Raw genomic sequence first — 19,063 nt, forward strand, 5'->3', positions numbered from 1 at the left:
GCGACTTCGGACAGGGAGTTGTCGTGGGCTACGAAGTCGACTTTTTTCCCGCGGACGCCGGCGGCACCGCCATCCTCGTGCGGTGGGGCACACCTGGCAATTACAAGCTGCTGGTCTGCGACGGCGGCGCACGGGCCTCGGCCCAACAGCTGGTGCAGCATGTCGAGGCGTACTGCCTCAGCTCGCACGTGGACTATGTGGTGAGTTCGCACCCCGACGCCAGGCATGCCGAGGGCCTCGAGCTGATTCTCGAAAGGCTCAGCGTGGGCGAGCTGTGGGTGCATCGGCCCTGGGTGCACACCGACCGCACGTGGAAGGCCATGGCCATGGCCAAGAAGCTGGAGGAGCTCGCGCTGGCGCGGCAGGTGCCGGTGCACGAGCCCTTCGCCGGCGCGGTCATCGGGCCGTTCACGGTGCTGTCGCCGAACCGGAGCTGGTACGTGGAGGGCCTGCTGCCGGCCTTTGGAACCCCGCTGCCGCGCGGAGCCGGGCTGACGCTGGCCGACGCGGCGCGTTGGGTGCGCCTGGCAAGTTGGGGCATGGGCAGCCGCTGGGATTTCGAGCCACTGCCCCGCGATGCGGCGACGTCGGCGGAGGATGAGTCGAGCGTCGTGCTATACGGCGAGTTCGAGGGTCGGGGCGTGCTGCTGACGAGCAATGCAGGCATCCGGGCGCTGAGCGATGCCTCCACCTTCGCGGAACACCTGGGCCTGGGCCTGCCCACGAATCTCCGGCTGATGCAGGTGCCCAGCGACGGCAAGCCCGACCATCTCTCGAGCCGGGTGCTGGACCGTCTGGTCGGCGAGCGCCAGCCGCGCGAGCAGCGCGAGTACACCAAGACGGCGTTCATGTCGGCAGCCCACGACTCGCTCCCGATGGGCTACCGGATCGTGACCGATGCCCTGAAGCGCCGAGGCGTCCTGACCTTCCTGAGCCAGGGCACGCAGCTGCATCACGCCTTCGACATGCCGGAGCGCAACTGGTACCCGGCCAGGCCCCTGGGGGCCGACGCCTGAGCGTCGCATGGCCGCCCGGAAGCGCTCGCACAACAAAAAACGCGCCCCCAGGGGCGCGTTCCGACGGGGAGCGAAGGGGGTCTTACTTGGCTGCGACCACCCGCACCATTTCCAGGCACTTGTTGGAGTAGCCCCACTCGTTGTCATACCAGCTCACCAGCTTGATGAAGGTGCCATCGAGGGCGATGCCGGCCTCGGCATCGAAGATGGAGGTGCGCGGGTCGCCGCGGAAGTCGGTGGCGACCACCTTGTCCTCGGTATAGCCCAGCACGCCCTTGAGCGCGCCCTCGCTCTGTGCCTTCATTTCGGCGCAGATTTCCTTGTACGTGGCTTCCTTGACCAGCTCCACGGTCAGGTCGACCACCGACACGTCGGAGGTCGGCACGCGGAAGCTCATGCCGGTGAGCTTCTTGTTGAGCTCGGGGATCACCACGCCCACCGCCTTGGCCGCGCCGGTGCTGGAGGGGATGATGTTCTCGAGGATGCCGCGGCCGCCGCGCCAGTCCTTGTTGCTCGGGCCGTCCACCGTCTTCTGGGTGGCGGTGGCGGCGTGCACGGTGGTCATCAGGCCGCGCTTGATGCCCCACTTGTCGTTGAGCACCTTCGCCAGGGGCGCCAGGCAGTTGGTGGTGCAGCTGGCGTTGCTGATGATGGCCTCGCTGGCGTACTTCTTGTCGTTCACGCCGTAGACGAACATGGGGGTGTCGTCCTTGCTGGGTGCAGACATGATCACCTTCTTGGCGCCGGCGTCGATGTGCTTCTGGCAGGTCTCCTTGGTGAGGAAGAGGCCCGTGGATTCGAGCACGACCTCGGCGCCCACTTCGTCCCACTTGAGGTTGGCCGGGTCGCGTTCCTGCGTCAGGCGGATCTTCTTGCCGTTGACGATCAAGGTGTTGCCCTCGACGGTGATCTCGCCCTGGAAGCGGCCGTGCACCGAGTCGTACTGGAGCATGTAGGCCAGGTACTCGGGCTCGAGCAGGTCGTTGATCGCGACGATCTCGATGTCGTTCTTGAAGTTCTGCACCGCCGCGCGCAGCACGTTGCGACCGATGCGACCGAAGCCGTTGATGCCGAGTTTGATAGCCATGTGGTTTGCTCCTGGAAGTTGAAAACTGGGTGCGGCCGGATCAGCGCGCGAGCGCCGCCTCGACCGTGGCAGCGACGTTCTCCGCCGTGAAGCCGAAATGCTTGAACAATACGCCGGCGGGCGCCGACTCGCCGTAGGTGTCGATGCCGACGACGGCTGCCACGCCGTACTTCCACCAACCGTCGGTGGCGCCCATCTCGACTGCGATGCGCGGCGTTCCCTCCGGCAGCACGCTCTTCTTGTAGGCGACGCTCTGGCGGTCGAAGGTGGTGGTGGAAGGCATGGAGACCACGCGCACGGCAATTTTCCTGGCGGCCAGCAGCTCCTGGGCCTTGAGCGCGAGCTGCACTTCGGAGCCGGTGGCGATGATGACGGCCTGCAGCTTCTTCTTGAGGCCTTCGGGCTCGGCCAGCACGTAGGCGCCCTTGCTGATGTCGCTCAGGTCGTTCTTGGGCGCGTAGGGCAGGTTCTGGCGCGACAGCAGCAGCGCGGTCGGGCGCGTGGCGTTCTGCAGTGCGACGGCCCACGCCACCGCGGTCTCGGCCGTGTCGGCGGGGCGCCAGACGTCGAGGTTGGGGATGAGGCGCAGCGAGGCGGCGTGCTCGATGGACTGGTGCGTGGGGCCGTCCTCGCCGAGGCCGATGGAGTCGTGGGTGAACACATGCACCACGCGCTTCTTCATCAGCGCGGCCATGCGGATGGCATTGCGGCTGTAGTCGCTGAAGGTCAGGAAGGTGCCGCCGTAGGGGATGAAGCCGCCGTGCAGCGCCAGGCCGTTCATGATGGCGGCCATGCCGAACTCGCGCACGCCGTAGTTGATGTGGCGGCCAGGCATGCCGTCAGGCAGTTGCTCGGTGCCTTGGGTGCGCACCACGGCGCCCGTGGCATCGAAGCGCAGGGCCGGGGTGCTCTTGGTGTTGGTCAGGTTGGAGCCGGTGAGGTCGGCGCTGCCGCCCAGCAGCTCGGGCAGGGCGGCGGTGAAGGCTTCGAGTGCCAGTTGCGACGCCTTGCGCGATGCCACGGTCTCGGCCTTGGTGTGGGCCGTGACCACGGCATCGAAAGCGATCTGGTGGAAGTTCTTCGGCAGCTCACCCTTCATGCGGCGTGTGAACTCGGCGGCCAGGTCCGGGTACTGCCTGGCGTAGGCGGCGAATTTGTCGTCCCACGCCGCTTCGCGTTGCGCGCCGGCCGCCTTGGCATCCCATTCCGTGTACACAGCCTGCGGCAGTTCGAAAGGCTCGTGCGGCCACTGCAGCGCCGTGCGGGTGAGGCCGATTTCGTCCGCGCCCAGCGGCTCGCCATGCGCCTTGGCGGTGTTGGCGCGATTGGGGCTGCCCTTGCCGATCTGCGTCTTGCAGATGATGAGCGTGGGGCGCTCGTCCTGCTGCCGGGCCTGCTGGATGGCGTCCGACACTTCCTTCACGTCGTGCCCGTCGACGGGGCCGATGACGCTCCAGCCGTAGGCCTTGAAGCGTTCCGCCGTGTTGTCGATGAACCAGGGTTTGACGGGACCATCGATCGAGATGCCATTGTCGTCGTAGAGCGCAATCAGCTTGCCCAGCTTCCAGGCACCGGCCAGCGCGGCAGCTTCATGGCTGATGCCCTCCATCAGGCAGCCGTCGCCCAGGAAGACGTAGGTGCGGTGATCGACGATTTGGTGATCGGGCCGGTTGAACTCGGCGGCCAGCAGCTTCTCGGCCAGCGCAAAGCCGACCGCGTTGGTGATGCCCTGGCCGAGCGGGCCGGTGGTGGTCTCCACGCCGGGTGTGATACCCGTTTCGGGGTGGCCGGCCGTCTTGCTGTGCAGCTGGCGGAAGCGTTTGAGCTCCCCCACTGGCAGGGCATAGCCTGTCAGGTGCAGCACGGCGTAGATGAGCATCGAGGCATGGCCGTTGGAGAGCACGAAGCGGTCGCGGTCGAACCATTGCGGGTTGACGGGGTTGTGCTTGAGGTGATCGCCCCACAAGGCGACCGCCATGTCGGCCATGCCCATCGGGGCACCCGGATGCCCCGAGTTCGCGAGTTGAACGGCATCCATGGCCAGCGCGCGGATCGCGTTGGCCATCAAGGCTTGGTTGGCCATGTGGTCGGGGCTTTCTTGGGGGAGCAGGTTGGGGAGCCCGGCATTTTAACGGGCGGGCCACGGCGGCCGTCCGGAGAGGCGGCAGAGGGCTGATAGAGTGCCGGCCATGCATGGCCTGCACCTGACCGCCGACCTCCACGATTGCAATTGCGAGATGCGTTGGCTGGTCGACGCGCAGGCCCTGGGGGCCGCATGCGTGAAGGCGGTCGAGGCCGCGGGCCTGCAGGCCGTGGGCGCGCTGTTCCATTCCTTTCCGGCCGGCCCTCGGGGACCGGGCGGCGTGACGGCCACGGTGCTGCTGGCCGAGTCGCACCTGTGCGTCCACACCTGGCCCGAGCAGAGCGGCGCGACGCTCGATGTCTATGTGTGCAATTTCGGCGCCGACCACTCCGCCAAGGCGAGGGCGCTGATGGCGGCGCTGGAGGCGCTGTTCCTGCCCGGGCACGCGGAGCGGCATGCGCTGCAGCGCGGCGCGATCCGCGGGGAGGTTGTCCAGTGAGCATCCGGGCCATGATCCTCGCCGCCGGTCGCGGCGAACGCATGCGGCCGCTGACCGACGAGCGGCCCAAGCCCCTGCTCGAGGTGCAGGGCAAGCCGCTGATGCAATGGCCCATGGAGGCGCTGGCGGCCAGCGGCTTCGCGCAGCTGGTGGTCAACACCGACTGGCTGGGCGAACAGATCGCGACGCGCTTCGGGCCGCGCCACGGCGCTTGCAACATCGTCTATTCGCATGAGGGCCGCGACTTCGGCGGTGCGCTGGAGACCGCGGGCGGGATCGTGCGCGCGCTGCCGCTGCTGGGAGACGTCTTCTGGGTGCTGGCGGGCGACGTGTTCGCGCCGGACTTCGCGTTCAGCCAGGCGGCGGTGGACGATTTCGTGGGCGGCGGGCGGCTCGCGCACCTGTGGCTGGTGCCGAACCCGCCGCACCATCCGCGCGGCGACTTCGGGATCTCGCCCGACGGGCTGGCACTGAACGATGCGCCGGCGAAGCACACCTTCTCGACCATTGGCCTGTACCGTGCGGCACTTTTCGCGCCGCCGTATTGCGACATTCCGGCCGGCAATCCCGGCGGCGTCAGAGCGCCGCTCGCGCCCTTGCTGCGCGCGGCCATGGCCGATGGCCTGGTGAGCGCGGAGCTCTACCAGGGTGCCTGGACCGACGTCGGGACGCCCGAGCGGCTGGCCGCGCTGAACGCGGAAAAGAGACGGCCCGCGCGGGGCGGGCCGGGTGGTCGCTAGATCGGGACAGTCAGCGCATCAGGGCACATTGGCCGTCCGGATATGGAAGGGCCGGCCCTCCATCGCATGGCTGCCGCCGAACTCCATGTTCATGCTGCCGGTGGGCTGGACGGGACACCCGGTGGGCGGCTGGCATGCCCATGAGGTGCCGCGGTTCGCGAAGATCACCGCACCGTAACGGTAGTTGGACACGGCCTTGCCCGTGTAGTCGGCAATGCTCAGCACCATGTTGTCACTGGCGAAGTTGTCGGCGTCTTCCACCGCGATCGGGTCCACGATCCGCGAGTCCTGCAGGGTCCGCACCACGCTGCCGGTGTTCCCGTCAGACCCGAACCTCACCCATTGGATCTTGCGATCGCCGCGCGAGGCCACCAGCACCTGCTGGTTCAACGGCTCGATGGTCTTGTTCTCCGGATCGATCTTCGAGATCGCCAGCGAGGTCGGGTTCTTGCCGACGATGACGCGACCCTTCTCGACGACGTCCGTTGCAGTGGTGCCGGTGGGCACGTTGCCCAGGCCATAGATTCGCAGCGATCCGCTTTCGGTGGCGATCCAGGCCCGATGGACCGGACCGAATAGCGTGGTGCGCACTGCCGTGGGTCGGTCGTCCAGCGCCACGGTGGCGATCACCGTCGGCGTCTGCTGCGGCTTGCTGGCGAAGGTGTACGGCCACTGCGTATCGGCGTAGCCCAGGTTCGTGAACTCGGTCGGGCCGGTGCCGAAGTACACGCTGTTGACGTAGCTGAACAGCGGCTTCAGATCGATGAACGCGGCCTTCTTTTCCGACTTGGAGATGACCACAGCCACGCCCGCCTTGGCATATCGGTTGGCATTGGTGCCGGTGCCGCTGAAGGTCGCGCGCTTGGCGGGGTCGGTCAGGGGCGTGTAGGTCTCGCCCATGAACTCGCCGTACTTCTCGGGCAGCGCCGTCTGGAACTGGTCGAAGCCGGTGGTGACCGCGATCTCGGTGGGGGCGTTCATGCCCGGAAGGTCGACGTAGCCCAGGACCTTCATGAAAGCGGTATTGCCCATGTTCGGCAGGCCGGGATAGACGGCTCCCCACTCGTGCCACCAGTCGTACCAGGCGCTGTAGGTGGTGCTCCCGATCCCGGTCGGGGTTCCGCCATTGGGATTGAAGGGGTCGCAGTTGTTGCAGAGCCCGGCCAGCGAGATCACAGCCACCTGGCCCTTCAGCGCCACGGTATCCCACACCGTGACCAACGCGTATTCGCTGTTGTTGGTGACCGCCATGCCGGTCGGCACCTTGCCCTCGGGCAGCTTGAGCGAGGTCCGGTTGTTCGCCGTGTTGCTGCCAGCAGTGCCGATCAGGCCGTTGTTGAAAGCCACCAGGGAGGTCGCGCAAAAGCCTGTGCGGCCACCGCAACGCGCCACCGCCACCGGGTCGCCGGTCACCAGGCCTGCGTTCTTGTAAGTGGTGATGTTGTAGTTGTTGCGCCCGGCGCTGCCGTCCCACGCCGCCGCTTCCTGCCATGGCAGCTGCGGCGCTTGCGAGAAGGTGTTGCGGTCGATCGCCGAGATCTGCAGGTCGCCCACGCCGACGCGCGCAGCCGTGTCGTCGGCCACGAAGCCCACATGGGCCTGATTGGTCGAGTACAGGCCGGGATCGGCCGAGACCGGGCCGCCGACCTGCCAGGTGCCGGCGTGGTAGCTCATGGTCTGGTCCGCACGCTTGGCGAGCGTCAGGATGCCGCCGTTGTCTACCGCTGGCGCGTTGCCGTAGCGATAGCTGATGCCCTCGGCCTTCGCCAGCTTGGACGCAATCGAGCGGTAGGCGTCGGCAACGACGCGGCCGGTGCTGTCGACGACATCACCACTGGTTGGCGCTGGCGCTGGCGCTGGGGCTGGGGCTGGGGCTGGGGCTGGGGCTGGGGCTGGGGCTGGGGCTGGGGCTGGGGCTGGTGCCGGTGCCGGTGCCGGTGCCGGCACGAGGGCAGCGGCGCCGAGCGAATAGCAGGCCTTCACGACGAAGGGCAAAGGATCCCGGCCGAAAAACTCGTTGGTGCACTGCGCGGTGCCCGTGACCGTCTTCTCGACCCACGAAGTGCCGGAGCCGTACTTCACCAAGGTGGCCAGAGGCACGGAGAAGGATGCGCCCTCCTGGGCGAGCAGCGTTCCTGCGATTGGTGCAGGGGCGGGTGCGGGTGCGGGTGCTGGTGCGGGTGCGGGTGCGGGTGCGGGTGCTGGTGCTGGTGCGGGTGCTGGTGCTGGTGCTGGTGCTGGTGCTGGTGCTGGTGCTGGCGCGGGTGCGGGTGCAGGTGCAGGTGCAGGTGCAGGGGCGGGTGCAGGGGCGGGTGCAGGGGCGGGTGCAGGTGCAGGTGCAGGTGCAGGTGCAGGTGCAGGTGCAGGTGCGGGGGCGGGCGCGGGGGCCGGGGCGGGAGCCGGCGCAGGGGCAGGAGCAGAGGCCTGGACGTAGCAGGCTTTTGCCACGTAGGGCAGCGGGTCGCCGAAGGTCGCGTTGCTGCAGACGACGGCCCCCGACAGGTACTTGGTCCTCCAGGTCGACTTGGCTCCGTACTTCACGGCCTGCAAGGCACGCAACGTGAATCCTTGATTTTCCTCGGCGACCTTGATCCAGCTCGAATCGAGTGGCTTGTCCGATGATTCCAGTTCCTTCGCGACGCTCGAGTCGTCACTGGCCGGCGCCGCCGGTGTCGGGGCCGGCGCGGGCGTCTGCGCAGCGCCGCTGGCGAGCGAGACCGGAAATCCGCCGCCGGAGCCACCCCCTCCGCCTCCACAACCCGCCAGGGCGCCTGCGGCAACAAGGAGCAGAAGCGCGTTTTTATCCGTGACTTTCATCGAAGGGCTCCGAGACAAATCGAGGGGAGGGGGCTTGTAAGATGATTCCTACGTTACTTGCATTCGGTTGCTTTGTTGCGCTTTCTGACGGCCCTGGGTTACGTTAGTTTCAATTGGTTACTTGAACTTTCTGAATTCGTATACTGAAGAATTCGTTGTGGACGGCCGATGTCTGATGAACGCAACAGCCAAAAAAAACGGCCCGCACAAGGCGGGCCGCAAATTGGCTGAATCGAAAGGGGCGATCAGGGTACGTTGGCGGACCTGAGCATGAAGGGCCGGCCCTCCATCGTGTAGCTGCCGCCGAACTCCATGTTCATGCTGCCAGTCGCCTGTACCGGACACCCGCCCGGCGGCTGGCATGCCCATGAGCCGCCGCGGCTCGCAAAGACCACCGCACCGTAACGGTAGTTGGACACGGCCTTGCCCGTGTAGTCGGCAATGCTCAGCACCATGTTGTCACTGGCGAAGTTGTCGGCGTCTTCCACCGCGATCGGGTCCACGATCCGCGAGTCCTGCAGGGTCCGCACCACGCTGCCGGTGTTCCCGTCAGACCCGAACCTCACCCATTGGATCTTGCGATCGCCGCGCGAGGCCACCAGCACCTGCTGGTTCAACGGCTCGATGGTCTTGTTCTCCGGATCGATCTTCGAGATCGCCAGCGAGGTCGGGTTCTTGCCGATCGCGACACGACCCTTCTCGACAACATCGGTCGCCGTGGTGCCGGTGGGCACGTTGCCCAGGCCATAGATTCGCAGGGAGCCCGATTCGGTCGCAATCCACGCCCGGTGCACGTTGCCGAACAGGGTCGTCTTCACTGCCGTCGGACGGTCGTCCAGCGCCACGGTGGAGATCACCGTCGGCGTCTGCTGCGGCTTGTGCGCGAAGGTGTACGGCCACTGGCTGTCGGCCTGCCCCAGGTTCGTGAACTCCGTCGGGCCCGTACCGAAGTACACGCTGTTGACGTAGCTGAACAGCGGCTTCAGGTCGATGAACGCAGCCTTCTTCTCCGACTTGGAGATGACGACCGCCACACCCGCCTTGGCATACCGGTTGGCATTGCTGCCCGAACCCGAGAACGTCGCGCGCTTGGCCGGGTCGGTCAGGGGCGAGTAGGTCTGGCCCATGAACTCGCCGCCCTTCTCCGGCAGCGCCGTCTGGAACTGGTCGAAGCCGGTGGTGACCGCGATTTCCGTCGGCGCGTTCATGCCAGGCAGGTCGATGTAGCCCAGCACCTTCATGAAGGCGATGTTGCCCATGTTCGGCAGACCCGGATACACGCCCATCCACTCATGCCACCAGTCGTACCAGCGGTCATAGGTAGTGCTTCGGATGCCGGTAGGCGTTCCTCCGTTGGGGTTGTATGGATCGCAGTTGTTGCACAGCCCGGCCAGCGAGATCACCGCCACCTGGCCCTTCAGCGCTGTCGTGTCCCACACCGTCACCAGCGCGTATTCGCTGGTGTTGGTGATCGCGATGCCGGTCGGCACCTTGTTGGCAGGCAGTTTGACCGACCCACGGTTGTTCGCCGTGTTGCTGCCTGCGGTGCCGATCAGTCCGTTGTTGAAGGCCACCAGCGAAGTCGAGCAGAAGCCAGTGCGGCCACCGCAACGCGCTACCGCCACAGGATCGCCGGTCGTAAGGCCGGCATCCTTGTAGGTGCTGACGTTGTAGTTGGTGCGCCCGGCGCTGCCGTCCCACGCCGCAGCCTCCTGCCAGGGCAGCTGCGGCGCCTGAGAAAAGGTGTTGTGGTCGATCGCCGAGATCTGCAGGTCACCCACCCCCATGCGCACGGCCGGGTTGTCGGCGACGAAGCCCACGTGGGCCTGGTTGGTCGAGTACAGGCCCGCATCGGCCAAGACCGGACCGCCAACCTGCCACGTGCCAGCGTGGTAGCTCATGGTCTGGTCACCGCGCTTGAAGAGCGTCGGAATACCGCTGTTGTTCACCACCGGGGCGTTTCCGTAGCGGTAGGCAATGCCTTCTGCCTTGGAGAGAAGCGGCGCCATGGCACGGTACGCGCTCGCCTGAAGGTTGCCAGCGCTGTCGACCACGTCGCCGGAGACGGCGGGAGCCGGGGCCGGAGCGGGCGCCGGAGCGGCCGGTGCCGGTGCCGGCGCGGGTGCCGGTGCCGGTGCCGGTGCCGGAGCGGGTGCCGGCGCGGGTGCGGGTGCCGGCGCGGGTGCGGTCGCCGCACCAAGCGAATAGCAGGCCTTGACGACGAAGGGCGCGGGGTCGCCGCCAAAGAATTCGTTCGTGCAGTTGGCGCTGCCGCTCACCGTCTTCTGGGTCCACTTACCGTTGGCGCCGTATTGCACCAGCGTCGCCGAGGCCACTGTAAAGGACGAGCCCTCGCCTGCCAGCCGCGTGCCTGCGACGGGCGCTGGGGCCGGAGCGGGAGCGGGAGCGGGAGCAGGAGCGGGTGCTGTCGCGCTTTGGACGTAGCACGCCTTCGCCACGTAGGGCAGCGGGTCACCAAAGGTCCCGTTGCCGCAGGCTACCGAGCCGGACAGCGACTTGTTGGCGTAGGTGTCGTTGGCACCATATTGAACGACCGTCGCGGAAGCCAGAGTGAAGGCCTGACCCTCGTTGGCGATCTTGACCCAGCTGGAATCGAGCTTACTGATGGGCGCTGCATCTTCCTTGGTCGCGGCAGTTGATTCGGCCGGCGCGGCCTCGGTTGAAGTAGCAGTGGTCGGTGACGTTTCGGCCCCCAAAGCAGCAAAGCCGCCTCCAGAACTATTACCGCCGCCCCCGCATCCCGCGAGTGCGCCTGCTGCAACAAAAAGCAGAAGCGCGCTTTTGTCGATGACTTTCAAGCAAATCCCTCCTAGATTGATTAAGTTGGGGTTTGTACGGGTGAACAACTTGCTGGGCAACCGTTCTTGCACTTCCTTTCCTATGTGTACTGGGCTCCCTAGGGGCGTGTTACTAACGTTGTGCTTGCTAACGCTTCCAACGCAAATTCCCCACGACTGGAAAGAGAATTTCTTGACTTTGGCGTGTAGGAAGATGCGCCGAAAACGCGGGCGCAACCAACAAAAAAGCCCGCCGAGGCGGGCTTTTTTGCATCAGTTGAGGTCGAATCCCGGCGATTACGGCACGTTGGCAGTTCGGATATTGAAGGGCTTGCCTTCCATCGCAAAGCTGCCGCCGAATTCGATATTCACTCCGTTCGTCGGCTGCACGGGACAGCCGCCCGGGGGCTGGCAGGACCAGGAGCCACCACGATTGGCGAAGATGACGGAACCATAGCGGTAGTTCGACACCTTTTTGCCGGCGTAGTCCGCAATACTCAGCACCATGTTGTCACTGGCGAAGTTGTCGGCGTCTTCCACCGCGATCGGGTCCACGATCCGCGAGTCCTGCAGGGTCCGCACCACGCTGCCGCTGTTGCCGTCAGACCCGAACCTCACCCATTGGATCTTGCGATCGCCGCGCGAGGCCACCAGCACCTGCTGGTTCAGCGGCTCGATGGTCTTGTTCTCCGGATCGATCTTGGACATCGCGAGCGAGGTCGGATTCTTGCCGACGGGGACGCGGCCCTTCTCGGTCACGTCGGCCGCCAGCGTACCCGTGGGCACGTTGCCCAGGCCATAGATGCGCAGGGAGCCCGATTCGGTCGCAATCCACGCCCGGTGCACGTTGCCGAACAGGGTCGTCTTCACTGCCGTCGGACGGTCGTCCAGCGCCACGGTGGAGATCACCGTCGGCGTCTGCTGCGGCTTGTGCGCGAAGGTGTACGGCCACTGGCTGTCGGCCTGCCCCAGGTTCGTGAACTCCGTCGGGCCCGTACCGAAGTACACGCTGTTGACGTAGCTGAACAGCGGCTTCAGGTCGATGAACGCAGCCTTCTTCTCCGACTTGGAGATGACGACCGCCACACCCGCCTTGGCATACCGGTTGGCATTGCTGCCCGAACCCGAGAACGTCGCGCGCTTGGCCGGGTCGGTCAGGGGCGAGTAGGTCTGGCCCATGAACTCTCCACCCTTCTCCGGCAGTGCCGTCTGGAACTGGTCGAAGCCGGTGGTGACCGCGATTTCCGTCGGCGCGTTCATGCCAGGCAGGTCGATGTAGCCCAGCACCTTCATGAAGGCGATGTTGCCCATGTTCGGCAGGCCCGGATACACACCCATCCACTCATGCCACCAGTCGTACCACGCGTCGTAGCTGCCGTTCTTCGCGGAGTCGTAGGGGTTGCAGTTGTTGCACAGGCCGGCCAGCGAGATCACCGCCACCTGGCCCTTCATTGCCGTCGTGTCCCACACCGTCACCAGCGCGTATTCGCTGGTGTTGGTGATCGCTATGCCGGTCGGCACCTTGTTGGCAGGCAGTTTCACCGAGCCCTTGTTGTTTGCCGTGTTGCTGCCTGCGGTACCGATCAAGCCGTTCTGGAAAGCGACCAGCGAAGTCGAGCAGAAGCCCGTGCGGCCGCCGCAACGCGCCACCGCCACCGGGTCGCCGTTCGTGAGTCCGGCTGTCTTGTAGGTGCTGACGTTGTAGTTGGTGCGCCCGGCGCTGCCGTCCCACGCCGCAGCCTCCTGCCAGGGCAGCTGCGGCGCCTGCGCGAAGGTGTTGTGGTCGACCGCCGAGATCTGCAGATCGCCCACGCCCATGCGCACGGCCGGGTTGTCGGCGACGAAGCCCACGTGGGCCTGGTTGGTCGAGTACAGGCCCGCATCGGCCAGGACCGGGCCGCCGACCTGCCAGGTGCCGGCGTGGTAGCTCATGGTCTGGTCGGCGCGCTGGTGCAGCGTCGGAATGCCGCCGTTGTCGACCGGTGCCGGGTTGCCGTAGCGGTACGCGATGCCCGCGTCCTTGGCGAACTGGGCAGCGGTCGCCTTGTAGGCATCAGCAGCGATAGCGCCGGAAGCGTCGATGACTTCGTTGGGAACGGGGGTCGTGCTGGCCGGAGCCTGGGTGCTCGGCGTGGCATTGGTGCCGGTACCGGCACCAGCGCCACTCGTGCCCGTCGTCGTGCCGGCGCCGGTGCCCGTGTCCGTCCCCGTGGCCGTTGCGCCGAGGGCGGCGAATCCGCCGCCGCCACCGCCGCCACCTCCTCCACAACCCGCAATGAGAGCGCTTGCGACCACGGTCAGCAGAAGCGCGCCTTTATATGAAAACTTCAACAAAAATACCTCCAATTTGACAAGATAGTCATTTGTACGTGGGCGTCCTCCTACAGGGCAACTCTTCTTGCAAATGTTTTCGTGATGTGTTTTCACTCTCCAGGAGAGTCGTTACAAAGGTATTGCATAGTCACGTTATGACCGCAAATCATCAAACCCCCCGGCGTAAAGAACTTTCTTCTTATTTGGGACCGGATGCGGTGGCCATCATCCCCACAGCGGTCGAGCGACCGCGCAACCGGGACACGGATTTCCTGTTCCGGCACGACAGCTACTTCTATTACCTGACGGGTTTCGGCGAGCCCAATGCCTCCCTGGTGCTCACCAGCGAGGGGCATGCCACCCTGTTCTGCGCCCCCAAGGACCTGGAGCGGGAGATCTGGGACGGCTACCGCCTGGGACCCGACGCGGCACCGGCGGCACTGGGAGTCGACCAGGCTTTCTCGATCGAGGAACTCGACAGCCGCATGCCGAAGCTCCTGGAGAACAAGAAGACGGTGTGGTATCCCTTCGCGACGCACAAGGGACTGGAGTCGCGCGTCGACGGCTGGCTGTCGGCGGTACGCGCCAGGGTGCGCTACGGCGCGCTGTGCCCCGAGGAACAGCGCGACCTGTGCGGGCCGCTCGACGAGATGCGGCTGATCAAGGATGCGCACGAACAGGACACGATGCGCCGCGCGGCACAGATCAGCGCGCGCGCGCATGTTCGCGCGATGCAGCTGTCGGCGCGCATGCTTCGCGAAGGCCGCGACGTGCGCGAGTACCACCTCGATGCCGAGCTGCTGCACGAGTTCCGCCTCGGCGGCTCGCAGTACCCGGCCTACAACTCGATCGTGGCCGCCGGCGCCAACGCCTGCGTGCTGCACTACCGCGCCGACGTGGCGCCGGTCCGCGATGGCGAGCTGGTGCTGATCGACGCCGGCTGCGAGCTGGACGGCTACGCGAGCGATATCACCCGCACCTTTCCGGCCAACGGCATCTTCACCGGCCCGCAGCGTGCGCTGTACGAGCTGGTGCTGGCAAGTCAAGACGCGGCGGTCGCCGCAACGCGAGCAGGCGCTCGCTTCAATGACCCTCATGAGGCCACTGTGAAGGTGCTGTCGCAGGGGATGCTGGACCTGGGGCTGCTCGATGCGAACAAGGTGGGCGGTGTGGACGACGTGATCGAGAAGCGCGCCTACTTCGCCTTCTACATGCACCGCACCGGCCATTGGCTGGGCATGGACGTGCACGACTGCGGCAGCTATGTGGAGCCCACGCAGGCGGGGGAGGTCAGCGAGCGCAGGGACCCGCTGTCGAACGAGCTGATCAAGAACCGCCCCAGCCGTATCCTGAAGCCGGGCATGGTGCTGACCATCGAGCCGGGCATCTATGTGCGGCCGGGCGAAGGCGTGCCGGAGCAGTTCCACAACATCGGTATCCGCATCGAAGACGACGCGATCGTGACCGAAACAGGCTGCGAGCTGATCTCGCGCGGGGTGCCGGTCAAGCCGGACGAGATCGAGGCGCTGATGCGGGCCTAAGCCGCCCCCGCCGGGCCCAGCACCTTGCGTGCCCAGGCGGGCAGCCACGGGCCGTGGGGCCGCACCTGGCCACCGACGACCGAGGCCACCACGTGGGGCCCTCCGGTCTCGGTGTCCGCGGCGTCGAACAACATCGCGAGTTGCACCTCACGCACGGCCAGGCGCAGGTTCTCGAGGGTGCGCGGATAGCGCGCCAGGATCTTGTTCACGGGCACGTCGTGGCCGCCCTCGTGCACGCGCTGCTGAACCCGCTCCAGCAGGCGGCGCGGGTCGTCCAGGCACACCGCATAGAGCGCGACCTCGAATCCCGATGCCCGGGCCTCGGCGATGAGCTGCAGCTTGGACGGATGCGAGAACACGGTTTCGCTGACGAAGGCCTGCCCGGCCTCCAGGTGGGTCTTGCGCTGGACGTCGGCCCAGGCTCGCGCCGCCTCGGACCGGCGGACGGCATGGCGGATGTGGCCGAGCTGTTCGCGCTCGTACAGGTCGGCATTGACGAAGGGCAGTTGCGGGTAGCGCGGCTGGATCAGGTAACGGTACAGCGTCGACTTGCCGGCACCGTTCGGGCCGGCGATCAGATGGAGAACGGGCATCAGGCCGCGCGGCGGCTGCGCGGACGGGTCTGCGCCTTGGCGCGGTTCTCGGCCACCGCAGCCTTGGCACGCTCGGCCAGCGCGCCGGACTGGGCGAGGGCCAGCACGTGGCCGTGCAGGGCGTCGAGCTCGGACGACAGCGCCGGCAGCGCCTCGCCGGCGACGGCGTAACGCGCCCCTTCCTCGCGCGCGATCAACGCCTGGCTGTCCTGGGTGGAGAGGCCGGTCTGCTCCAGCGCGCGGCCGAGGGTGGCCCAATACTCGATCTGGCTCGCCACCGAGCGTCGCATGGGCTGGGCCGCATCGCGCGCCTTGTCGACCAGCGCGGCCGGCAGCTTGACGGAAGCAAAGGGGGTTGGCGTGGGCATGTGTCACTCCTGATTGGCGCATTTTGCGCCATTGCGCAAACCCGCGCAATTCAGCGGCTGCGCGGCGGGGCTTCCCCTCCTGCGAGGTGACCGCGCACGAAGGCTTCCTCGAAGATCGAATAGCCCGACCAGTCGCTGTGCGCAAAGGCGAGGCGGCCGGCGGCGACGCGCTCCCGCGCCCCGAGCCGGGCGAGCAGTCCGGGCGCGGGGATGGCCATGGCGTGGCCGTAGCGCGTGATCTCGACGCGGGTGGCGAGCGCGGCAAGATCGGGATGAGGCAGCGACAGCTCGGCGAGCAGTTCGTCGCGCCAGCCGCCCCAGGGGCGATCCAGCAGCAGGCGCCGGCCGTCCGGGCCGTCGTAGGCGCTCGGGCCGAGCGGCCGGTACCAGCTCAGCACGGTGGCGCCCGGGGTCGGATCCAGCGCCTGGTGGCGCGCGTCGACATAGCCGAGCCCCCGCGTGCCATAGACCACGTTGTCCCAGCTCGGCGCCGCGCCCGGCCGGTCGGCCAGCGGCTCGCGCAGGTGCATGTTGGCCACGAGCCAGGGGGCATAGCGCAACGCGGCCGCGGCGTCGCGCAGCGGCGCGGGCGGGTTCTCCACCACGCGGGCGGCGATGAAGGCCGGCAGCGCGACGATGCAGCGCTCCGCCTGCCAGCGCACCCGAACCCCGCTGGCGACATCGAAGGCCTCGACCTCGACGCCCGAGCGGGTTTCGGCGATGCGCAGGACTCCATGGCCGGTCTTCAGGCGATCTCCCAGCGGCGCCGCGAGCCGCCGGGCGAGCCAGGCATTGCCCTCGGGCCAAGTCAGCACCGCGTCGCGCTCGGTGTCGTCGTCGCCCGGCGCATGGAAGCCGTGCCGGCTCGCGAAATAGTGGATGCCCGCCCAGGCCGAGACATGGGCGCTGCCGGCGCCGTAGTCGTCGCGGCAGCAATAGTCCAGGTACCAGCGCAGCTGCGGATCGTCGAGGCCTTCGCGTTCGAGCCAGGCGGCGAAGGGCAGGGCGTCCAGTTCCAGCAGGCGCTGCGCGAGTGGCGCGCGCAGCGTCGGAAGGGCAAAGCGCGCCTCGCGCCGCAGGGCTTCCACGCGCCGCGAGAACAGGCGGTACTGCGCCAGGGTGCGCTCATGCACGCCCTGCAGGGGCAGCAGGCCGTCCTGCCAGGCGCCCTGGAAGAACAAGCGCTCCTGTGGGCTGTGGCAGAGGTGACGTTCTTCGTACTCCCACCGGCCCGCCACGCGCCGGCGCAGGCCGAGCTCCTCGAGCAGGTCCTGCACCTCATGCGCCTCGTCGCCCGGCAGCGGCAGGTAGTGGGCGCCAAGCGGGCAGGCGATGCCGCCCAACTGGCCGCCGCGGCTGTTGCCGCCGGCCTGATCCTCGAGCTCGAGCAGCACGAAGTCGTCGATGCCGGCCATGCGCAGGGCGCGCGCGGCCGCCAGTCCCGCCACGCCGCCCCCGGCGATGAGGACGCGCGTGCGGCGCGTGACCGAGGGCGCCTCGCTGCGGCGCCACGCCTCGTCGCGCAGTGCGTGGCCGCGGGCGACATCGATGCCGGTGAAGCCGCCCTCGATCTCGTGCCGCGCGCCGCAGCCGCCAAACGCCAGGGCGCCGGCGGCACCGAAGAATGCGCGGCGCTTCATCCCCCGTGGCCGGAGACCTTGCCCCACTCCTGCTCGTAGGTGGTGACCAGGGTCTGGTTGGACAGCCGGTTCACCTCGGCCGGTACGCGCGCCATGTCGCGCGGGAATTCGAACAGCTGGGGCAGCGCCGGCATGGTCAGGAAGCGGAGCCCCTCGGGCAGGGCCTCGGGCAGCCGGTAGGGCCTGCGGCCCGCCACCACGAAGCCCCATTCGCCGAAGCTGGGTACATGGGCGTGGTAGGGCGTCGCCACCAGGCCGACCGACTCGACGGTGGCGACCACGGTCCAGAAGCTCTTGCGGGCGACCAGCGGCGAGGTGGTCTGGATCACGGCATAGCCGCTGGCGGCCAACCGCCTGTCGAGCAAGGCGTAGAAGGAATTCGTGTAGAGCTTGCCGATCGCGAAATTGGTGGGATCGGGAAAGTCGACCACGATCACGTCGAACATCTCGCCGGCCTGCTGCAGCCACTGGAAGGCGTCGGTGTTGACGACCCGGACCTTCGGCGACTTGAGGGCACCGCCGTTGAGGGCGGCGAGCGTCTCGTGGTCGCTGAACAGCCGCGTCATGTTTGGATCGAGCTCGACCAGCGTGATGCTCTCCACCGAAGGGTACTTGAGGATCTCGCGCACCGCCATGCCGTCGCCGCCGCCGAGCACGGCCACCTTCTTCGGTGCGCCCTGGGCCGCCATCGCCGGGTGCACCAGGGCCTCGTGGTAGCGGTACTCGTCGCGCTCGGCGAACTGCAGGTTGCCGTTGAGGAAGAGCCGGTGCCCGGCCCCGCCGCGCGTGACGACGATGCGCTGGTAGGGCGAGCTCTCGCTGAAGACGATGCGGTCTTGATAGAACTTGTCTTCCGCCAGCGTCGTGATGTGCCCCGCGAAGACGAAGGCGGCGGCCAGCGCGGCCAGTGCCAGCGCGCAGGCCAGCGCATGCGCGCCCACGCGGCGCAACTCGTGCCTGAAGAGCCACAGCGCCCACAGCGCCACCGCCGCATTCATGAGCCCGAAGAGCAGTCCGGTGCGGATCATGCCGAGCTGGGGCACGAGCAGCAGCGGGAAGGCAACCGACACCGCCAGCGCACCCAGGTAGTCGAAGGTCAGTACCTGCGAGACCAGGTCCTTGAGCATCACGTTGCGGCGCAGGATGCGCATGACCAGCGGGATCTCGAGCCCGACCAGCGTTCCGACCACCAGCACCAGCCCGTAGAGCAAGAGGCGGAAGGCGCCGGGAATGTAGGCGTTGGCGATGAACAGCAGCGCCGGCAGCGCGCCGCCGATCACGGCCACCATCAGCTCGATGCGCAGAAAGTGAGCCGGCAGCTGGCGCTCGAAGTAGCGCGAGAGCCACGAACCCACGCCCATTGCGAACAGGTAGGTGCCGATGACGGTGCTGAATTGCAGCACCGAGTCGCCGAGCAGGTACGAGCTGAGGGCCGCGGCGCTCAGCTCGTAGACCAGCCCGCAGGCCGCGACCACGAACACGCTGGCCAGCAGCGCGATCTCGACCGGCTGCGGGCCGCGCGCCGCCGTCGCGGGAGCCGGATCCAAGGCTGCCTCGCTCATCGACCG

At 67.3% G+C, this 19,063-nt stretch carries 14 protein-coding genes; 5 read left to right on the forward strand and 9 right to left on the reverse strand.

Features of this window, described 5'->3' with window-relative positions; translation table 11 throughout:
* Positions 1–23: 23 nt before the first annotated feature.
* Positions 24–1,016 (forward strand): hypothetical protein, encoded by a 993-nt coding sequence (locus tag E5P3_RS30680; protein WP_162589411.1) that lies wholly within the window; start codon positions 24–26, stop codon positions 1,014–1,016.
* Between the two features lie 82 nt (positions 1,017–1,098).
* Here the strand turns inward: E5P3_RS30680 and gap are convergent, their stop codons facing one another.
* Together gap and tkt are read right to left on the reverse strand one after the other, a co-directional pair.
* The gene (gene gap, locus E5P3_RS30685; protein WP_162589412.1) at positions 1,099–2,103 is read right to left on the reverse strand and encodes a type I glyceraldehyde-3-phosphate dehydrogenase; all 1,005 of its coding nucleotides are present in this window, start codon (positions 2,101–2,103) and stop codon (positions 1,099–1,101) included.
* A gap of 40 nt (positions 2,104–2,143) precedes the next feature.
* Positions 2,144–4,186 (reverse strand): transketolase, encoded by a 2,043-nt coding sequence (gene tkt / locus E5P3_RS30690; RefSeq protein WP_162589413.1) that lies wholly within the window; start codon positions 4,184–4,186, stop codon positions 2,144–2,146.
* 106 nt (positions 4,187–4,292) lie between these two features.
* Here tkt and speD point away from each other — a divergent pair, with 106 nt between their 5' ends.
* Positions 4,293–4,685 (forward strand): adenosylmethionine decarboxylase, encoded by a 393-nt coding sequence (speD, locus tag E5P3_RS30695; protein ID WP_162589414.1) that lies wholly within the window; start codon positions 4,293–4,295, stop codon positions 4,683–4,685.
* A gap of 11 nt (positions 4,686–4,696) precedes the next feature.
* Positions 4,697–5,425, forward strand: coding sequence for a nucleotidyltransferase family protein (locus tag E5P3_RS30700; protein WP_162589952.1), 729 nt, complete (start codon positions 4,697–4,699; stop codon positions 5,423–5,425).
* An 18-nt stretch (positions 5,426–5,443) separates the two neighbouring features.
* On the opposite strand, the gene E5P3_RS30705 is transcribed toward E5P3_RS30700, so the two are convergent.
* A complete protein-coding gene (locus E5P3_RS30705) occupies positions 5,444–7,525 on the reverse strand; it encodes a hypothetical protein (protein WP_197893998.1) in 2,082 nt (693 codons plus the stop codon).
* An 8-nt stretch (positions 7,526–7,533) separates the two neighbouring features.
* Between E5P3_RS30705 and E5P3_RS30710 the strand changes: the two genes are divergently transcribed.
* Positions 7,534–7,989 carry a hypothetical protein gene (locus tag E5P3_RS30710; protein WP_162589415.1) on the forward strand — a complete coding sequence of 152 codons (456 nt, stop codon included), beginning with the start codon at positions 7,534–7,536 and terminating at the stop codon, positions 7,987–7,989.
* A gap of 498 nt (positions 7,990–8,487) precedes the next feature.
* On the opposite strand, the gene E5P3_RS30715 is transcribed toward E5P3_RS30710, so the two are convergent.
* Together E5P3_RS30715 and E5P3_RS30720 are read right to left on the reverse strand one after the other, a co-directional pair.
* Positions 8,488–10,959 (reverse strand): hypothetical protein, encoded by a 2,472-nt coding sequence (locus E5P3_RS30715; protein ID WP_197893999.1) that lies wholly within the window; start codon positions 10,957–10,959, stop codon positions 8,488–8,490.
* A 378-nt stretch (positions 10,960–11,337) separates the two neighbouring features.
* Positions 11,338–13,371, reverse strand: coding sequence for a hypothetical protein (locus E5P3_RS30720; protein WP_162589416.1), 2,034 nt, complete (start codon positions 13,369–13,371; stop codon positions 11,338–11,340).
* A 137-nt stretch (positions 13,372–13,508) separates the two neighbouring features.
* Between E5P3_RS30720 and E5P3_RS30725 the strand changes: the two genes are divergently transcribed.
* On the forward strand, positions 13,509–14,894 hold the full coding sequence (locus E5P3_RS30725) for an aminopeptidase P N-terminal domain-containing protein (protein WP_162589417.1): 1,386 nt from the start codon (positions 13,509–13,511) through the stop codon (positions 14,892–14,894).
* Here E5P3_RS30725 and E5P3_RS30730 read toward each other — a convergent pair.
* From E5P3_RS30730 to E5P3_RS30745, 4 genes are read right to left on the reverse strand one after another with little or no spacing between them, the layout of a single operon-like run.
* Positions 14,891–15,487 carry a zeta toxin family protein gene (locus E5P3_RS30730; protein WP_162589418.1) on the reverse strand — a complete coding sequence of 199 codons (597 nt, stop codon included), beginning with the start codon at positions 15,485–15,487 and terminating at the stop codon, positions 14,891–14,893. The two genes, E5P3_RS30725 and E5P3_RS30730, sit on opposite strands and share 4 nt — an antisense overlap.
* Complete coding sequence (locus tag E5P3_RS30735; protein ID WP_162589419.1) at positions 15,487–15,855, reverse strand: TA system antitoxin ParD family protein; 369 nt, start codon at positions 15,853–15,855, stop codon at positions 15,487–15,489. The genes E5P3_RS30730 and E5P3_RS30735 overlap by 1 nt, the downstream gene beginning before the upstream one ends.
* 50 nt (positions 15,856–15,905) lie before the next feature.
* On the reverse strand, positions 15,906–17,495 hold the full coding sequence (locus E5P3_RS30740; protein ID WP_162589420.1) for an FAD-dependent oxidoreductase: 1,590 nt from the start codon (positions 17,493–17,495) through the stop codon (positions 15,906–15,908).
* Complete coding sequence (locus tag E5P3_RS30745; RefSeq protein WP_162589421.1) at positions 17,492–19,057, reverse strand: polyamine aminopropyltransferase; 1,566 nt, start codon at positions 19,055–19,057, stop codon at positions 17,492–17,494. Before E5P3_RS30745 ends, E5P3_RS30740 begins: the two co-directional genes overlap by 4 nt.
* Positions 19,058–19,063 lie beyond the last annotated feature (6 nt).

This window comes from Variovorax sp. RA8 (assembly GCF_901827175.1).
Classification (GTDB): Bacteria; Pseudomonadota; Gammaproteobacteria; order Burkholderiales; family Burkholderiaceae_C; genus Variovorax.

Excerpts from the sequence above, each read along its gene's own strand:
- E5P3_RS30735 (WP_162589419.1), bottom strand. The coding sequence starts at position 15,855 with ATGCCCACGCCAACCCCCTTTGCTTCCGTCAAGCTGCCGGCCGCGCTG.
- E5P3_RS30745 (WP_162589421.1), bottom strand. The coding sequence starts at position 19,057 with ATGAGCGAGGCAGCCTTGGATCCGGCTCCCGCGACGGCGGCGCGCGGC.
- E5P3_RS30740 (WP_162589420.1), bottom strand. The coding sequence starts at position 17,495 with ATGAAGCGCCGCGCATTCTTCGGTGCCGCCGGCGCCCTGGCGTTTGGC.
- E5P3_RS30700 (WP_162589952.1), top strand. The coding sequence starts at position 4,697 with ATGATCCTCGCCGCCGGTCGCGGCGAACGCATGCGGCCGCTGACCGAC.
- speD (WP_162589414.1), top strand. The coding sequence starts at position 4,293 with ATGCATGGCCTGCACCTGACCGCCGACCTCCACGATTGCAATTGCGAG.
- tkt (WP_162589413.1), bottom strand. The coding sequence starts at position 4,186 with ATGGCCAACCAAGCCTTGATGGCCAACGCGATCCGCGCGCTGGCCATG.
- E5P3_RS30710 (WP_162589415.1), top strand. The coding sequence starts at position 7,534 with ATGCGCCCTCCTGGGCGAGCAGCGTTCCTGCGATTGGTGCAGGGGCGG.
- E5P3_RS30725 (WP_162589417.1), top strand. The coding sequence starts at position 13,509 with ATGACCGCAAATCATCAAACCCCCCGGCGTAAAGAACTTTCTTCTTAT.
- E5P3_RS30730 (WP_162589418.1), bottom strand. The coding sequence starts at position 15,487 with ATGCCCGTTCTCCATCTGATCGCCGGCCCGAACGGTGCCGGCAAGTCG.
- gap (WP_162589412.1), bottom strand. The coding sequence starts at position 2,103 with ATGGCTATCAAACTCGGCATCAACGGCTTCGGTCGCATCGGTCGCAAC.